Raw genomic sequence first — 15,335 nt, 5'->3', positions numbered from 1 at the left:
AGCAAACCCGCGCCCACAGGAGACAGCATTCGTCTGTGGGAGCCGGCTGGTTCGCGAAGAAGTCATGACAAACCACGGCAACTCAGCCGGCAATAAAACTGACCCGCACTTTAAGCCCCGCCTGCTCGCCATCATGTAGCGTGATCTGCGCCAGGTGCGCGCGACAGATTTCCCCGACAATCGCCAGCCCCAGCCCTGAACCGGCCACCTGCTGATTGCGCCGGTAGAAGCGCTCGAACACTCGATCGCGCTCCTGCAGCGGGATCCCCGGTCCGTCATCCTCGACCTCAAGCACCGCTGGCGCCGTCACCCGCAAAATCACATTACCGCCCGGCGGCGTGTGGGCCAGTGCGTTGTCCACCAGATTGCTCAGCAATTCATTCAGCAGCGTCGGCTCACCGCGCAGCCACACCGGTTCATCCGCCTCCAGCGCCAGCGCCACCCCGCGTTTGTGCGCCAGCGGTGCCATGGCCATGCCCAACTCGCGGGCCAACTGGCTCAGATCGAGCAACTGCGCACCGCCCTCGGCAATCGCCCGCGCGCCGTTTTCGACCCGCGCCAGCGACAGCAATTGATTGGCCAGATGGGTCAGACGGTCAGTGCTTTGCGCTGACGACTCCAGCGTGCTGTGCCAGGTTTGCGGATCATTCGAGCGCAGGCCCAGTTCCAGCCGCGCCTTCAACGCCGCCAGCGGCGTGCGCAATTCGTGGGCGGCATCGGCGATAAACTGCGCCTGCCGTTCGAACTGGCCCCGCAGGCGCTCGGTGAAATGATTGAGGCCGCGCACCAGCGGCCACAGTTCATGCTGCACTTCCACCAATGGCAGAGGACGCAAATCGTCGGGTTGGCGCTCCTCCACCGCGGTGCGCAAACGCTCCAGTGGACGCAACGCGGCACTGACCGCAAACCACACCAACAGCAACGCACCGATCGCCAGCATGCCCAGGCGCAACAAAGTGTCGGCCGCCAGACTGCGGGCCATGCTGACCCGGGCTTCGTCGGTTTCGGCCACGCGGATTTCCGCCATGCCATTCATGTTCGGCTCGGTGACCGCTTTCAACAGGCTGACCACACGCACGTTCTGCCCGCGGTAGGTCGCGTTATAGAAGCGCGCCAGAGCCGGATAATCATCGGTTCTGGGGGTGCCGGGCGGCGGGCCTGGCAGGTTTTCATAACCGGAAATCAGCTTCTGATGGATGTCATTGACCTGGTAGTAAATCCGTCCGGCGCTGTCGTAAGCAAACGTGTCGAGCGCCACGTAAGGCACATCGGCACTCAGGGTGCCGTCGCGTTGCGACAAGCCCGCCGCGATAGTGCGCGCCGAAGCCAGCAATGTGCGGTCATACGCTGTGTCGGCGGCTTCGCGACCATTCCAGTAAGCACTCAAGCCGCTGGCGAGCATCAGCACCACCAGCAGCAACGCGAGGTTCCACAGTAACCGCCAGCGCAGGCTGCTGGGCTTATGCATCGCGGCTTTCCAGCAAGTAGCCGAGGCCACGGAAGGTCACGATAGCCACCGGTTGGCCGTCGAGTTTCTTGCGCAACCGGTGCACATAGATTTCGATGGCATCGGGGCTGGCCTCTTCATCAAGGCCAAACACCTGCGCGGCCAATTGTTCCTTGCTCATCACCCTGCCCGGCCGGGCGATCAGGGCCTCCAGCACGGCCTGCTCGCGGGAGGTCAGCGTGAGCAACTCTTCGCCGAGGGTGAACCGCCGGGTGTCGAGGTCATAGGCCAGCACACCGCAGCGCTGTTGCCGCTCGCCGCCGAGCACACTGCGCCGCAACAGGGCTTTGACCCGTGCTTCCAGTTCCGTCAGTTCGAACGGTTTGGCCAGGTAATCGTCAGCGCCTAGATTCAACCCGTGCACGCGATCCTTCACATCGCTGCGCGCCGTCAGCATCAGCACCGGGAGATTTTTCCCGCGTGCCCGCAAACGCGCCAGCACTTCAAAACCGTCCATGCGTGGCAGGCCGACATCAAGGATCGCGACCGCGTATTCCTCGCTGCCCAGCGCCAGATCGGCGGCCACGCCATCGTGCAACACATCCACGGTCAGACCGGTGCTCTTGAGCGCCTGAGCGACACTTTCGGCCAGTTGCAGATGGTCTTCGACGAGCAGAACACGCATGGTTTTTTACCTCGTTCAGGGATGGCCGACGCCACGCTTTGCCGCGGAGTTTACAGCCGCCACCGCCGCTGTGAAGCCCGAAAACCGTGAAAGCCAGCTGAAAGGTTAGTGAAAGGTTAGCCCGTTAGAGTCGTGCTACGGACAGTCCCGACTGCCGTCGCTGATGCCACACAGCGCAAAGAAAAACGCCACGAAGCGTTTTCGACCAATAAGAACAATAAACGGAGTACACCCGCATGCAGTCCGTGCAGCCTCAGGCGTCCACGCCTGTTCGCCCTTCCCGCTTCAGCCACGCCACCCTCGCCAGTGCCGCCGCCCTCGCCGGTTTTTCGCCGCTGAGCTACGCCGACTTTATCGAAGACAGTTCCGCCACTTTCGAAACCCGCAACATGTACTTCAACCGCGACTTTCGCGACGGCACCAGTGCCCAGCAAAGCAAGCGGGATGAATGGGCACAAGGGTTCATGCTCAACCTGCAGTCGGGTTACACCGACGGCACCGTGGGGTTCGGTGTCGATGTGTTGGGCATGCTGGGCGTCAAACTCGATTCGAGCCCGGACCGCACCGGCACCGGCCTGCTGCCGACCCACGATGACGGGCGCGCCGCCAACGAATACTCCAAGGTCGGCCTGACCGGGAAAATGAAAATCTCTGCCACTGAACTGAAAGTCGGCAGCCTGATTCCTGAGCTGCCGATCCTCAAGCCGAACGACGGGCGCATCCTGCCGCAGACCTTTGAAGGCGGCCTGCTGACCTCTAAAGAAATCAAGAACCTGACGTTCACCGGTGGCCGCCTGGAAAAAGCCAAGGACCGTGACAGCACCGACTTCGAGGACATTGCCCTCAACAACAAGAACAGCCGCTTCGCCGGCACTGCGGTCGGCAAGCATTTCGATTTTGGCGGCGTCGATTACAAGTTCACCGACAAGATCACCGGCAGTTACCATTTCGCCCAACTCGACGAAGTCTACAACCAGCACTTCTTCGGCCTGGTCGCCTCGCGTCCGATGGGCCCCGGTACGTTTGCCACCGACCTGCGCTTTGCGGTCAGCGATGATCAGGGCGCGGCCCGTGGCGGCAAGATCGACAACCGCTCGCTCAACGGTCTGGTCAGCTACGCCCTGAGTGGCCACAAACTCAGCGCCGGCTACCAGCACATGTCCGGCGACAGCGCTTTCCCGTATGTCGATGGCAGCGACCCGTACCTGGTCAACTTCGTGCAGATCAACGACTTCGCCGGCGCTGAAGAACGCTCCTGGCAGGCGCGCTACGACTTTGACTTCGCCAAACTCGGCATTCCTGGCCTGAGCTTCATGAGTCGTTACCTGAGCGGTGACAACATCAAGCTCAAGAACGGCGAAGAAGGCAAAGAGTGGGAGCGCAATACCGAGATCAAATACGTAGTACAAAGCGGCGCCTTGAAGGATGTCGCCGTGCGTTTGAGGAATGCCACCTACCGCTCCAACTACTCCGCTCGCGATGCAGACGAAGTGCGTTTGCTGGTGAGCTATAGCGTTGCCCTTTGGTAATTCAGTACGTCCATAACAACAACTCCCAAGGAGACATAGATGAACTTATCACTGCGTAAAGTTGCTCTAGCCGCTGGCGTCATGCTGTTCGCCGGCCAACTCATGGCCGAACCGAAACGTCCGGAATGCATCGCCCCGGCCTCCCCCGGCGGTGGTTTCGACCTGACCTGCAAACTGGCGCAAAGCGCGCTGGTCAACGAAAAACTGCTGACCAAACCGATGCGCGTGACCTACATGCCCGGCGGTGTCGGCGCGGTGGCGTACAACGCCGTGGTCGCCCAGCGTCCGGCCGACGCCGGCACACTGGTGGCGTGGTCCAGCGGCTCGTTGCTCAACCTGGCGCAGGGCAAGTTCGGTCGTTTCGATGAAACCAACGTGCGCTGGCTGGCAGCGGTCGGCACCAGCTACGGCGCCATCGCGGTCAAAAGCGATTCGCCCTACAAGACCCTCGACGATCTCGTTCAGGCCCTGAAGAAAGATCCAAGCTCGGTGGTGATCGGTTCCGGCGGCACCGTCGGCAGCCAGGACTGGATGCAAACCGCACTGATCGCCAAGGCTGCCGGCATCAACCCGCGCGACCTGCGTTACGTGGCCCTCGAAGGCGGCGGCGAAATCGCCACCGCCCTGCTCGGCGGTCACATTCAAGTCGGCAGTACCGACATCTCCGACTCCATGCCGCACATCCAGAGCGGCGACATGCGCCTGCTCGCGGTGTTCGCCGACAAGCGCCTCGACGAGCCGGAAATGAAAGACATTCCGACCGCTCGCGAGCAAGGCTACGACATCGTCTGGCCAGTGGTGCGCGGTTTCTACCTCGGGCCGAAAGTCAGCGACGAAGACTACGCCTGGTGGAAAGACGCGTTCGACAAACTGCTGGCCTCCGAGGATTTCGCCAAGCTGCGCGATCAGCGTGAACTGTTCCCGTTCGCCATGACCGGCCCGGAACTGGACACCTACGTGAAGAAGCAGGTCGCGGACTACAAAGTGCTGGCCAAAGAGTTCGGCCTGATCCAGTGATCGCCTCTGTCTAGCGGCTGCGTTCCCTGTTGCGGGGACGCGGCACAGGAGCTCCCATGCTTATTCAACGCATTTTCGCCTCGGTGCTGTTGCTGGTCTGTGCCGGCCTGGCCCTGATGGCGTGGCCGTACCAGGCGGCCTTTTCCTACGAACCGGTCGGCCCGCGCGCCTTCCCTCTGCTGATGCTCGGCCTGATGGGCTTGGCGCTGCTGTACATGGTGTTCCGCCCGGCACCGATCAAACACAGTGAAGACGAGCCGCCTCTGGATCGCGAAACCCTGATCAAGATCGCGATCTGCGTCGTCCTGCTGCTGGTGTTCGCCGGCACGTTCGAACCGCTGGGTTTCATTATCGCCAGCATCATCACCGGCGTTCCGATGGCTCGCCTGTACGGCGGCCGCTGGTTGCCGAGCGTGGTGATCATCAGCCTGATGGCCATCGGTCTTTACCTGTTGTTCGACCGTTTGATGGACGTTCCGCTGCCCCTTGGCCTGCTCAGCGTTCTGGAGAACTGATATGGATACTCTTGGCTATTTGGGTCAGGGTTTCGGCGTCGCGCTGAGCCCATACAACCTGGTGACCGCGCTGTGCGGCACGCTGATCGGCACCGTCGTCGGCCTGTTACCGGGCCTGGGCCCGATCAACGGCGTGGCGTTGCTGATCCCGATCGCATTTGCCCTCGGCCTGCCACCGGAATCGGCACTGATCCTGCTGGCGGCGGTGTACCTGGGCTGCGAATACGGCGGCCGGATCAGTTCGATCCTGCTGAACATTCCGGGCGAAGCCTCCACCGTGATGACCACCCTCGACGGCTACCCGATGGCCCGCAAAGGCCTGGCCGGTGTGGCGCTGTCACTGTCGGCGTGGAGTTCGTTCATTGGCGCGTTCATCGCCACCTGCGGCATGGTCCTCTTCGCACCGTTGCTGGCGAAATGGGCGATTGCTTTTGGCCCGGCGGAATATTTTGTGCTGATGGTGTTCGCGATCGTCTGTCTCGGCGGCATGGCCGGTGACCGTCCGCTGAAAACATTCATTGCGGCGTTGATCGGTCTGTTCCTGTCAACGGTCGGCATTGATGCCAACAGCGGTGTGTACCGCTTTACCGGCGACAACATTCACCTGACCGACGGCATTCAGTTCGTGGTGCTGGTGTTGGGCCTGTTCTCGATCAGCGAAATTCTCCTGCTGCTGGAAAAAACCCACCACGGCCAGGAAGCGGTGAAAGCCACCGGCCGGATGATGTTCAACTTCAAGGAAGCGGCGTCGGTGTTCGCAGTCAACGTCCGTTGCGGCGTACTGGGCTTCATCATGGGCGTGTTGCCGGGTGCCGGCGCGACGCTCGCCAGTGCCGTGGCCTATATGACCGAGAAACGTCTGGCCGGCGCCAGCGGCAAGTTCGGTGAAGGGGATGCCCGTGGCCTCGCCGCGCCAGAAACCGCGATCGGCGGCGCAGCCTGCGGCGCTCTGGTACCGATGCTGACCCTCGGCGTTCCCGGCTCAGGTACCACGGCGGTGATGATCGGCGCCCTGTCGCTGTACAACATCACCCCGGGCCCGCTGCTGTTCCAGCAACAACCGGACATCGTCTGGGGCCTGATCGCGTCGCTGTTCATTGCCAACATCATGCTGGTGATCCTCAACATCCCGATGATCCGCATCTTCACCCGCATTCTCGCCGTGCCGAACTGGGCTCTGGTGCCGGTCATCGCGATCATCACCGGGATTGGCGTCTACGCGGTGCACGCCACCACGTTCGACCTGTTCCTGATGATCGGTATCGGCATCTTCGGCTACATACTGCGCAAGCTGGACTTCCCGCTGTCGCCGCTGCTGCTGGGGTTCATCCTTGGCGAACTGATGGAGCAGAACCTGCGTCGCGCCCTGTCGATCTCCAACGGTGCGCTGGAAATCCTCTGGTCGAGCCCGATCACCGTCGGCTGCTGGGTGTTGACGGGGATCATGCTGTTGATGCCGATCATCCGTATCTGGCGCAAGCGCGCGGCTGCGCAACGCGCCATTGCCGATGTTTGATCGCTCCGCGCTCAAATCCTGGTGGGGCACCCCGCTGGTCGGTCTGCTCGGCGGTTATCTCGCCAGTCAGATCGGCTGGCCGCTACCTTGGATGGTCGGCTCGTTGCTGGCGATCATCCTGGTGCGCTGCCTGACGCCCTGGCAGCTCACGGAAATCCCCGGAGGCCGCAAATGCGGCCAATGGATCGTCGGCATCGGTATCGGCCTGCACTTCACCCCGGTGGTGATGGAGCAGGTACTCAGTCATTTCGGTCTGATCTTCTTCGGTGCGCTGGTCACCAGTCTGTCGGCGGTGGTCGGCGTCTGGCTGATGCGCCGCACCGGCGAAGATCGCGCCACGGCATTCTTCTCCAGCATGCCCGGCGGTTCCGGAGAGATGGTCAACCTCGGCGCGCGCAATGGCGCGATGCTCAGCCATGTCGCGGCGGGGCAGAGTCTGCGGGTACTGGTGGTGGTGCTGTGTGTGCCGGCCGCGTTCAAGTACCTGCTCGGCGATGGCACGCCGATCGCTCACGCCGGCAGCGTCGACTGGCGCTGGCTGGCGATTCTGTTCCCGGCGGGCGCCCTGCTCGCGTGGCTCTGGCAACGTCTGCGTCAACCCAACCCGTGGCTGTTCGGGCCGTTGCTGGTGAGTGCGGCGGTGAGCATTGGCTGGGACCTGCACATCGGTTTGCCCAATGGCGGCAGTCAGATTGGCCAGTGGCTGATCGGCAGCGGTCTGGGTTGCCACTTCAACCGGCAGTTCTTCCGCCGTGCACCGTCGTTCATGGGCCGTACCTTGATCGGCACGGCACTGACCATGTTGATCGCCACGTTGGCCGCATTGGGCTTGAGTGCGCTGACCCACCTGGATTTGCGCTCGCTGACCCTGGGCATGATGCCCGGCGGCATTGCCGAGATGAGCCTGACGGCGGAAACCCTGCAATTGTCGGTGCCGCTGGTGACGGCAATGCAGGTGATGCGGCTGTTGTTTGTGCTGTTTCTGGCGGAGCCGTTGTTCAAGTACTGGAACCGTAATCCCGAGTAGCACCGAGTCGACTTCATCGCTGGCAAGCCAGCTCCCACAAGTTCTTGTGGCTGCCACAGACTATGGGCACCCCCCAAAAACCTGTGGGAGCTGGCTTGCCAGCGATGGGGCCCTTCAGACCGCCATCAGATCGGAGGAAGCCGCCACTCGATCGGCGTCTCGCCATTCTGCTCAAGAAACTTGTTGGTCCGGCTGAAGTGCCCGCAGCCCAGGAAGCCACGATACGCCGACAACGGCGACGGATGCACCGACGTCAGTACCAGATGTTTGGTTGCATCAATCAGCTTCTGCTTGCTCTGCGCATGGGCGCCCCAGAGCATGAACACCAGATGCGGCTGGCGCTCGCTGACCAGTTCAATGATCCGGTCGGTGAAAAACTGCCAGCCCCTGTCCTTGTGCGCATTGGCGTTGGCACGCTCGACGGTCATGGTGGTATTGAGCATCAACACGCCCTGATCGGCCCAACTCTGCAGGTAACCATGGTTGGGGATGTCGATGTTCAGGTCGCGTTTCAACTCTTTATAGATGTTGACCAGCGACGGTGGCGCCGGCACGCCCGGTTGCACCGAGAAGCACAAGCCGTGGGCCTGACCCGGGCCGTGATACGGGTCCTGGCCGAGGATCACCACTTTGACTTTATCCAGCGGCGTCGAATTCAGCGCATTGAAAATCAGCGGTCCCGGCGGATAGATCTCCTTGCCGGCCGCCCGCTCCTGCTGCAGAAAGTTGCGCAACTCTGCCATGTAAGGCTGGTCGAATTCAGCACGCAGTGCATCCTTCCAGCTCGGTTCGAGTTTGATACGGTCGTCAGCAGTCATGGTCATACCCGGCAAAAACAATGGGGCGAACCCTAGGAAAGCCGACCACGCTTGTCAATTGATCTGACGCAGATCCGGCACTTTCCCACACAACGATCATACTGATCGTTCAAATTCCCGATCGAGGTCACGATGAATCTGCACTTCGAAGAACTCACCGGCACCGACGGTGCCCGCCTCGGTATCGCCAGCCTGGATGCTGAAAAATCCCTGAACGCGCTGTCGCTGCCGATGATCAACGCCCTGAGCGACAAATTGAACGCCTGGGCCAAGGATCCGCAAATCGTCTGCGTACTGCTGCGCGGCAATGGCGCAAAGGCATTCTGCGCCGGCGGCGAGGTGCGCAGTCTGGTCGAAGCCTGTCGCGCCCACCCTGGCGAAGTACCGCCGCTGGCCGCACAGTTTTTCGCGGCGGAATACCGCCTGGATTACAGCCTGCACACCTACCCGAAACCGTTGATCGGCTGGGGCCACGGTTACGTGCTGGGCGGCGGCATGGGCCTGCTGCAAGGCGCGAGTACGCGGATCGTCACGCCGAGCAGCCGTCTGGCGATGCCGGAAATCACCATCGGTCTGTATCCGGATGTCGGCGCCAGTTGGTTTCTCGCGCGCCTGCCGGGCAAGCTCGGTTTGTTCCTCGGCCTGACCGGCGCGCAGATGAACGGCCGCGATGCGATTGACCTGGATCTGGCCGACCGCTTCCTGCTCGACGAACAGCAACCGGAGCTGATCGAAGGCTTGCTGCAACTGAATTGGCAGGAACAGACCGACATGCAGCTCAACAGTCTGCTCAAGGCCTTGCAGCAGGAAGCCGTGGCGCAAATGCCTGAAGCACAGTGGTTGCCGCGTCGGCAGCAGATTGATGAGTTACTGGACGTGAGCGACGTAACCTGCGCCTGGAAAGCCATCAGCCTGCAACGCGACAGCCACGATCCGCTGATCGCCCGAGCGGCGAAAACCCTGAGCGAAGGTTCACCGCTGACCGCGCATCTGGTCTGGGAGCAGATCCGCCGCGCCCGGCACCTGTCGCTGGCGGAAGTCTTTCAGATGGAATACACCCTGAGCCTCAATTGCTGCCGACATCCGGAATTCAGCGAAGGCGTCAGGGCGCGGTTGATCGACAAGGATCAGAAGCCGCACTGGCATTGGCCGGACGTCAGCAGCGTGCCGGATGCGGTGGTCGAGGCGCACTTTCACAAGGTCTGGGAGGGGCGCCATCCGTTGGCGGATCTGACGCAGTATTGAGTGTCCAGGACAAAATCCGGGTACAAAAAAAGCGGCGCTTTAAGCGCCGCTTTTCATTTGCGGGTGATTACCAGCGATTGCCACGTCCGTTGTGGTCACCGCGTCCACTGTGTCGGTCATAGTTGCCACGACCGCGGTGATCGTTATCCCAACCGCCGCGACGGTGGCCATCCCAGCGCCCGCGATCATTGTCGTGCCAGCGACGACTTTCGTAATAACGTGGTGCCGGTTGGTAGTAGCGCGGCGCCGATTGGTAATAACGCGGTTGCTGGTAATACCGCGGGGCTGGCTGGTAGTAGCGAGGCTGCGCGTAATACGTGCTGCCACCGCGGTAATAGGTGCCGCCCGTGTTGTAGTAGGCCGGTGCGGGTGACGTGTAGACCTCTGAGCTGTAATACGAGTCCGCGTAAGAGTACGGGACGCAACCGGCAACGGAAAACATCAACGCAGCAAGCAGAAGAATTCGTCTATACATGGCGGCCTCCTGGACCGCGGGTAGCCTCGCCAGCGACGCTGGCAGGCGTCAGTCGTTTATTCGGTGACTGACGAGAAATCAGACAGCGTTTTCGGCATCTGGTGCGTCCCTGCAACAAGTTGAAACAAGTGATTGATGAAATCCTGTTCATTTGGAAAACGCTGTCATTCAGCGACTGATCAATGGTGACCACCGTGGTACCCACCGCCGTGATAACCCCGTCCATAGCCGCCCCGATAGCCGTGGCCACCGTAGTAGTAGCGCCCGCCGCCGTAGTAGCGCGGACCGTAATAACCGCCGTAGTAATAAGGCGAGTAATAGCCCGGAGAGTAGTAAGTAGAAGGGTAAGCATCGTAAGGGCCGGCGTAGTAATAACAGCCGGATAAGCCCAGACCGAGCACCGCTCCCAGCAGCACCCGACGCAACGTTTTCTGAATAAGCATGGCGGCCTCCTGAAAGACCTGCGACAGCAGTCGGCACAGACCGGCTGACATCTGGTTTGACTGACAAATCAGGGCCGAGTGCCAACGGTGCATCAGCACCAGATCAGCGGCAGACACGCTGCATCACGGTGCAGTCGCGCACCAACACAAAGCGCCGCTCCGCTGCGCATCAGCGATGATCCACGCCGTGAGCCCGCGCCAGAGCGCCTGACGCGACTTGGCACGCCTCTCGCTTTAGCAAACCCGTGCAGGAGTCATCACAGGTTCGCGGCACCACAATTTGCAATGGCTGACTAGGGTTCCGGCTCGCACTCGCGAGTGGCTGGTCCGAGAGTTGGCGACCTCCAGTTGAGGTTACACGGCGGGACAAAAGCCCGGGAGACAAGCCACCGTTCGCGGTGCCGCGTTGCCTTCCTGTCCGCCCTTGATCAACTGGAGAACCCACCATGTCCCGACTACGTTTGCCCGCCCTGCTCGCCGCTGCGTTCGCCGCGCTCATCAGCACGCAATCCCCCGCCGCCCAGAAAGACCACTTCAGCGTGTGCTGGACGATCTACGCCGGCTGGATGCCGTGGGAATACGCCGGCAGCCAGGGCATCGTCGACAAATGGGCGAAGAAATACGGAATCAAGATCGACGTCGTGCAACTCAATGACTACGTCGAATCGATCAACCAGTACACCGCCGGCCAGTTCGACGGCTGCACCATGACCAACATGGATGCGTTGACCATTCCCGCCGCCGGCGGCGTCGACAGCACCGCACTGATCGTCAGCGACTTCTCCAACGGTAATGACGGCATCGTCCTCAAAGGTGAAGGCAAGACAGTCGCCGACCTCAAGGGCATGGACGTCAATCTGGTCGAACTGTCGGTCTCGCACTACCTGCTGGCCCGCGCGCTGGACTCGGTCGACCTGACCGAAAAAGACCTGAAAGTGGTCAACACCTCCGACGCCGACATTTCCGCTGCCTTCAACACCGCGCAAGTCAAAGCCGTGACCACCTGGAACCCGATGCTCTCGGACATCAAGGCCAAGCCGGGCGTGACCGAAGTGTTCAACTCCAGCCAGATCCCCGGCGAGATCATGGACATGATGGTGGTCAATAGCGCCACCCTCAAAGACAACCCGGCGCTGGGCAAAGCGCTGACCGGTGCGTGGTTCGAAGTGGTCGAGTTGATGAACGCCAAGAACGCTGCTAGCAAGGCTGCGCTGGAGCACATGGCCAAGGCCTCGGGCACTGATCTGGGCGGATTCCAGGCACAACTGGACACCACCCGACTGTTCGCCACACCGAAGGAAGCCCTGAGCTTCGCCACCAGCAAACAACTGCCGGAAACCATGCGCAAGGTCGCCGAGTTCTCGTTCCAGCACGGCCTGCTCGGTGAAGGCGCGAAGGACACCAGCGCGGTCGGCATGGCCTTCGCCAACGGCGTGACCAGCGGCGACACCGGCAACCTCAAGCTGCGTTTCGATCCGACCTACGTGCAGATGGCCGCCGACGCCAAGCTGTAAGCCACGGAGGATTTGGCCATGCGCCTGATCAATCGCCACCCGGATCGCCCGAGTCGCCTGCTGTTGGTGATCCTGCCGTTCGCCCTGGTGCTGTTCGCCTACTTCATGGGCTCGGCCGAGCGCCTGGCCGACAACCCCAACGACAAACTGCTGCCCAGCGCGGTACAGATGAGCGACGCGGTAAAGCGTCTGGCCTTCAATGCCGACAGCCGCACCGGTGATTACCTGTTGTGGCAAGACACGGCCTCCAGCCTGCGGCGTCTGGCCATCGGCCTCGGCATCGCTGCGCTGGCCGGGCTGTGCCTGGGCATCGCTGCCGGCACCTTGCCGTTGTTCGGCGCACCGTTGTCGCCGTTGCTGACGGTGCTGTCGATGGTGCCGCCGCTGGCGATCCTGCCGATCCTGTTCATCGTTTTCGGTCTGGGTGAGTTGTCGAAAGTCATGCTGATCGTGATCGGCATCACTCCGGCCCTCGCCCGGGATCTGGAACAGCGCGCCCGGGAAATCCCCGTCGAACTGCTGATCAAGGCGCAGACCCTCGGCGCCTCGACCTGGACGCTGATGCTGCGCGTGGTGCTGCCGCAACTGCTGCCGCGTTTGCTGATCTCGCTGCGGCTGATGCTCGGCTCGGCGTGGCTGTTCCTGATTGCCGCCGAGGCGATCGCTTCCACCGACGGTCTCGGCTACCGGATCTTTCTGGTCCGGCGTTATCTGGCGATGGACGTGATCCTGCCGTACGTGGTGTGGATCACCCTCCTCGCCTGGCTGATGGATTGGGGCCTGAAATACCTGACCCGCCGCGCATTCCCTTGGTATGAGGGGGCGGCCAAATGAGCTTCATCACAGTCAAAAACGTCTGGCAGCAATACGCCGATCAGGTCGTGCTCGAAGGCTTGAACCTGAGCGTCAACGAGGGTGAATTCTGCACCCTGGTCGGTGCCTCCGGTTGCGGCAAATCGACCTTCCTGCGCCTGCTGCTGGGGCAGGAAACCGCCAGTCGCGGCACGATCCTGCTCGACGGCCAGCCACTGGCCAACGAACCGGATGCCAGCCGTGGTGTGGTGTTCCAGCGCTACTCGGTGTTCCCGCATTTGAGCGTGCTCGACAACGTCGCCCTCGGCCTTGAACTGCCTTGCTCGCCGTTGTTCGGTCGGTTGTTCGGCAGCGCCAAACGTGAGGCGCGCGAACAGGCCGCGGCATTGCTCGACAAAGTCGGCCTCGGCCATGCGCTCGACAAATACCCGGCGCAGCTGTCCGGCGGCATGCAGCAACGGCTGGCAATTGCCCAGGCGCTGATCATGAAGCCGCGGGTGTTGCTGCTGGACGAACCGTTTGGCGCGCTCGATCCGGGCATCCGCAAGGACATGCACGCCTTGCTGCTGGAGTTGTGGCGCGAGACGAAACTGACGGTGTTCATGGTCACCCATGACCTGTCCGAAGGTTTCAGCCTCGGCACCCGGCTGCTGGTGTTCGACAAGGTTCGCCTCGACCCGCACGCCCCCGGCGCCTATGGCGCGCGCATCACCTACGACATCCCTTTGAACAGCGACCGCCGCGCCCAACGCGCCGCCGTCGACGCCCTGCCGTTGCCACTGGCAGGCGCCCTTCGCACCGCTTGAGAGGACTTCTTCAATGAATAAGCCGATGACCGATTCGACCCAACTGTTCCCACCGTTTGCCGAAGAAATGCTCCCCGGTGGCGGCCACCGTTCCTTCGTGTTGAAGCGCGGCCAATTGCTGCGCCTGACCGATCTGCGCGGCGGCGCCAACGTCAGCCTGACCCTGCTTAACGCCAACGAAAAAACCGAACGGCTGAACCTGCCCGACAGCCTCAAATGCCAACACACCGCCAAGCTGACCGCCGGCCATTGCCTGTATTCGGACATGGGCCGCGTACTGGCCGCGATCACCGCCGACACCTGCGGCTGGAGCGACAGCCTCGGCGGCGTGCTCTGCGCCGAGGAAGTGGCCGAGAAATACGGCCAGGGCCGTTACCAGGAACTGCGCAACGGCTTCTTCCGCAACGGCACCGACAACCTGCTGGTGGAACTGGGCAAGTGGGGGCTGGGCCTGTCCGACCTGCTGATGACCCTCAACCTGTTCAGCCGCGTGAACGTCGATGACGCCGGGCGCTTCCACTTCGTCGAGGGCAACTCCAGGGCCGGCGACTACATCGAGTTGTACGCGCCGATGGACACGCTGGTGGTGCTCACCGCCCTGCAACACCCGATGGATCCGGCACCGGAATACGCGCCAAAACCCTTGAAGCTGAGCTGGATGAACGCCGACGCCAGCGTCGCCGAACACTGCCGCACCTCGCGCCCGGAGAACGAGCGCGGCTTTATCAACACCGACCGTTTGTTCGCCTGAGGATCGCTGCCATGTCCGTTGCTATCGCCACTTCGCAAAAACAACCCGACACAGCGGTGTACCGCGCCACGATCCCGGCCGGTGAACCCTGGCTGATGGAGGTCAAGGCCGGCCAGACCCTGCGCATCCTCGACCTGGAAGGCAATCAGGCCATCGACACCTTGTTCTACAGCCTCGCCAATCCCAAGGAGCGCTACGACGTGCAACGCACCTTGCGTCGGCAAAACAGCGTCTACCTGAGCACCGGCAGCGTGCTGTATTCCAATCTCGGCCACGCGATGCTGACCATCGTCGCCGACACCTGCGGGCGCCACGACACCCTCGGCGGCGCCTGCGCACAAGAGAGCAACACCGTGCGCTACGCCCTGGAAAAACGCTACATGCACAGCTGCCGCGACAACTACCTGCGCGCCTGCGTCCACGACGGGCGGCTAGGCAAAGGTGACATCGGGCCGAACATCAATTTCTTCATGAATGTGCCGGTGACGGCGGATGGCGGGCTGACCTTCGAGGACGGGATTTCGGCACCGGGCAAGTACGTCGATTTGCGTGCGGAGATGGATGTGATCGTGCTGATTTCCAACTGCCCGCAATTGAACAACCCGTGCAACGCCTACAACCCGACACCTGCGCAGCTGCTGGTATGGAACTGACCATGAGCCGATTGCGCCGTTGGCTTTTCGCACTGTGCCAGGCGCGTTCCGGGCAGTGCCTGAAATCCCCCAAACACCCCT

16 protein-coding genes and 1 riboswitch are annotated in these 15,335 nt (G+C 62.0%); of the genes, 11 read left to right on the top strand and 5 right to left on the bottom strand.

Annotated elements, in window-relative coordinates:
- Positions 1-82: 82 nt before the first annotated feature.
- Together PseuLF5_RS08770 and PseuLF5_RS08765 are read right to left on the bottom strand one after the other, a co-directional pair.
- Positions 83-1,468 carry a sensor histidine kinase gene (locus tag PseuLF5_RS08770; protein ID WP_123465455.1) on the bottom strand — a complete coding sequence of 462 codons (1,386 nt, stop codon included), beginning with the start codon at positions 1,466-1,468 and terminating at the stop codon, positions 83-85.
- Positions 1,461-2,132, bottom strand: a complete 672-nt coding sequence (locus PseuLF5_RS08765; protein ID WP_034153139.1) for a response regulator — start codon at positions 2,130-2,132, stop codon at positions 1,461-1,463. The genes PseuLF5_RS08770 and PseuLF5_RS08765 overlap by 8 nt, the downstream gene beginning before the upstream one ends.
- Positions 2,133-2,368: 236 nt before the next feature.
- Between PseuLF5_RS08765 and PseuLF5_RS08760 the strand changes: the two genes are divergently transcribed.
- From PseuLF5_RS08760 to PseuLF5_RS08740, 5 genes are read left to right on the top strand one after another with little or no spacing between them, the layout of a single operon-like run.
- The gene (locus PseuLF5_RS08760) at positions 2,369-3,661 is read left to right on the top strand and encodes an OprD family porin (RefSeq protein WP_340133367.1); all 1,293 of its coding nucleotides are present in this window, start codon (positions 2,369-2,371) and stop codon (positions 3,659-3,661) included.
- A gap of 39 nt (positions 3,662-3,700) precedes the next feature.
- The gene (locus PseuLF5_RS08755; protein WP_128615220.1) at positions 3,701-4,678 is read left to right on the top strand and encodes a Bug family tripartite tricarboxylate transporter substrate binding protein; all 978 of its coding nucleotides are present in this window, start codon (positions 3,701-3,703) and stop codon (positions 4,676-4,678) included.
- Positions 4,679-4,734: 56 nt separating this feature from the next.
- Entirely contained in the window at positions 4,735-5,193 is a 459-nt protein-coding gene (locus PseuLF5_RS08750; RefSeq protein WP_340133366.1) for a tripartite tricarboxylate transporter TctB family protein, read from the top strand.
- 1 nt (position 5,194) lies between these two features.
- The gene (locus PseuLF5_RS08745; RefSeq protein WP_186744584.1) at positions 5,195-6,709 is read left to right on the top strand and encodes a tripartite tricarboxylate transporter permease; all 1,515 of its coding nucleotides are present in this window, start codon (positions 5,195-5,197) and stop codon (positions 6,707-6,709) included.
- Positions 6,702-7,736, top strand: coding sequence for an AbrB family transcriptional regulator (locus tag PseuLF5_RS08740; protein ID WP_186744582.1), 1,035 nt, complete (start codon positions 6,702-6,704; stop codon positions 7,734-7,736). Before PseuLF5_RS08745 ends, PseuLF5_RS08740 begins: the two co-directional genes overlap by 8 nt.
- A gap of 125 nt (positions 7,737-7,861) precedes the next feature.
- Here PseuLF5_RS08740 and ung read toward each other — a convergent pair whose 3' ends face one another.
- Positions 7,862-8,554, bottom strand: coding sequence for a uracil-DNA glycosylase (ung, locus tag PseuLF5_RS08735; RefSeq protein WP_340133365.1), 693 nt, complete (start codon positions 8,552-8,554; stop codon positions 7,862-7,864).
- Positions 8,555-8,686: 132 nt separating this feature from the next.
- On the opposite strand from ung, the gene PseuLF5_RS08730 reads away from it, so the two are divergent.
- Entirely contained in the window at positions 8,687-9,799 is a 1,113-nt protein-coding gene (locus PseuLF5_RS08730; protein WP_336346980.1) for an enoyl-CoA hydratase/isomerase family protein, read from the top strand.
- 67 nt (positions 9,800-9,866) lie between these two features.
- On the opposite strand, the gene PseuLF5_RS08725 is transcribed toward PseuLF5_RS08730, so the two are convergent.
- Positions 9,867-10,274, bottom strand: a complete 408-nt coding sequence (locus tag PseuLF5_RS08725; protein ID WP_186744573.1) for a hypothetical protein — start codon at positions 10,272-10,274, stop codon at positions 9,867-9,869.
- A 179-nt stretch (positions 10,275-10,453) separates the two neighbouring features.
- A complete protein-coding gene (locus tag PseuLF5_RS08720) occupies positions 10,454-10,717 on the bottom strand; it encodes a hypothetical protein (RefSeq protein ID WP_123465994.1) in 264 nt (87 codons plus the stop codon).
- 282 nt (positions 10,718-10,999) lie between these two features.
- A riboswitch (guanidine-I (ykkC/yxkD leader) is annotated at positions 11,000-11,100 on the top strand.
- Positions 11,101-11,163: 63 nt separating this feature from the next.
- On the opposite strand from PseuLF5_RS08720, the gene PseuLF5_RS08715 reads away from it, so the two are divergent.
- Genes PseuLF5_RS08715 through PseuLF5_RS08695 form a run of 5 tightly spaced genes read left to right on the top strand, consistent with a single transcriptional unit; the run spans position 11,164 to position 15,254 of the window.
- Positions 11,164-12,231 (top strand): putative urea ABC transporter substrate-binding protein, encoded by a 1,068-nt coding sequence (locus PseuLF5_RS08715; RefSeq protein WP_340133364.1) that lies wholly within the window; start codon positions 11,164-11,166, stop codon positions 12,229-12,231.
- Positions 12,232-12,249: 18 nt separating this feature from the next.
- Positions 12,250-13,065, top strand: coding sequence for an ABC transporter permease (locus PseuLF5_RS08710; RefSeq protein WP_007911459.1), 816 nt, complete (start codon positions 12,250-12,252; stop codon positions 13,063-13,065).
- Positions 13,062-13,850, top strand: coding sequence for an ABC transporter ATP-binding protein (locus PseuLF5_RS08705; RefSeq protein WP_340133363.1), 789 nt, complete (start codon positions 13,062-13,064; stop codon positions 13,848-13,850). Before PseuLF5_RS08710 ends, PseuLF5_RS08705 begins: the two co-directional genes overlap by 4 nt.
- 25 nt (positions 13,851-13,875) lie before the next feature.
- Positions 13,876-14,601, top strand: coding sequence for an urea amidolyase associated protein UAAP1 (locus tag PseuLF5_RS08700; RefSeq protein WP_322374972.1), 726 nt, complete (start codon positions 13,876-13,878; stop codon positions 14,599-14,601).
- Positions 14,602-14,612: 11 nt separating this feature from the next.
- The gene (locus PseuLF5_RS08695; protein WP_123465435.1) at positions 14,613-15,254 is read left to right on the top strand and encodes an urea amidolyase associated protein UAAP2; all 642 of its coding nucleotides are present in this window, start codon (positions 14,613-14,615) and stop codon (positions 15,252-15,254) included.
- Positions 15,255-15,335: the final 81 nt, after the last annotated feature.

Source organism: Pseudomonas sp. LF-5 (assembly GCF_037626295.1).
GTDB classification, from domain to species: domain Bacteria; phylum Pseudomonadota; class Gammaproteobacteria; order Pseudomonadales; family Pseudomonadaceae; genus Aquipseudomonas; species Aquipseudomonas monsensis.
Note: the sequence above shows the minus strand (reverse complement) of the source record. Positions and strands in the feature narration are given on the sequence as shown.

Coding starts and splice junctions, on each gene's coding strand:
- PseuLF5_RS08700 (WP_322374972.1), top strand. CDS start 13,876: ATGACCGATTCGACCCAACTGTTCCCACCGTTTGCCGAAGAAATGCTC.
- PseuLF5_RS08770 (WP_123465455.1), bottom strand. CDS start 1,468: ATGCATAAGCCCAGCAGCCTGCGCTGGCGGTTACTGTGGAACCTCGCG.
- PseuLF5_RS08710 (WP_007911459.1), top strand. CDS start 12,250: ATGCGCCTGATCAATCGCCACCCGGATCGCCCGAGTCGCCTGCTGTTG.
- PseuLF5_RS08750 (WP_340133366.1), top strand. CDS start 4,735: ATGCTTATTCAACGCATTTTCGCCTCGGTGCTGTTGCTGGTCTGTGCC.
- ung (WP_340133365.1), bottom strand. CDS start 8,554: ATGACTGCTGACGACCGTATCAAACTCGAACCGAGCTGGAAGGATGCA.
- PseuLF5_RS08705 (WP_340133363.1), top strand. CDS start 13,062: ATGAGCTTCATCACAGTCAAAAACGTCTGGCAGCAATACGCCGATCAG.
- PseuLF5_RS08755 (WP_128615220.1), top strand. CDS start 3,701: ATGAACTTATCACTGCGTAAAGTTGCTCTAGCCGCTGGCGTCATGCTG.
- PseuLF5_RS08725 (WP_186744573.1), bottom strand. CDS start 10,274: ATGTATAGACGAATTCTTCTGCTTGCTGCGTTGATGTTTTCCGTTGCC.
- PseuLF5_RS08730 (WP_336346980.1), top strand. CDS start 8,687: ATGAATCTGCACTTCGAAGAACTCACCGGCACCGACGGTGCCCGCCTC.
- PseuLF5_RS08745 (WP_186744584.1), top strand. CDS start 5,195: ATGGATACTCTTGGCTATTTGGGTCAGGGTTTCGGCGTCGCGCTGAGC.
- PseuLF5_RS08715 (WP_340133364.1), top strand. CDS start 11,164: ATGTCCCGACTACGTTTGCCCGCCCTGCTCGCCGCTGCGTTCGCCGCG.
- PseuLF5_RS08740 (WP_186744582.1), top strand. CDS start 6,702: ATGTTTGATCGCTCCGCGCTCAAATCCTGGTGGGGCACCCCGCTGGTC.
- PseuLF5_RS08695 (WP_123465435.1), top strand. CDS start 14,613: ATGTCCGTTGCTATCGCCACTTCGCAAAAACAACCCGACACAGCGGTG.
- PseuLF5_RS08765 (WP_034153139.1), bottom strand. CDS start 2,132: ATGCGTGTTCTGCTCGTCGAAGACCATCTGCAACTGGCCGAAAGTGTC.
- PseuLF5_RS08720 (WP_123465994.1), bottom strand. CDS start 10,717: ATGCTTATTCAGAAAACGTTGCGTCGGGTGCTGCTGGGAGCGGTGCTC.
- PseuLF5_RS08760 (WP_340133367.1), top strand. CDS start 2,369: ATGCAGTCCGTGCAGCCTCAGGCGTCCACGCCTGTTCGCCCTTCCCGC.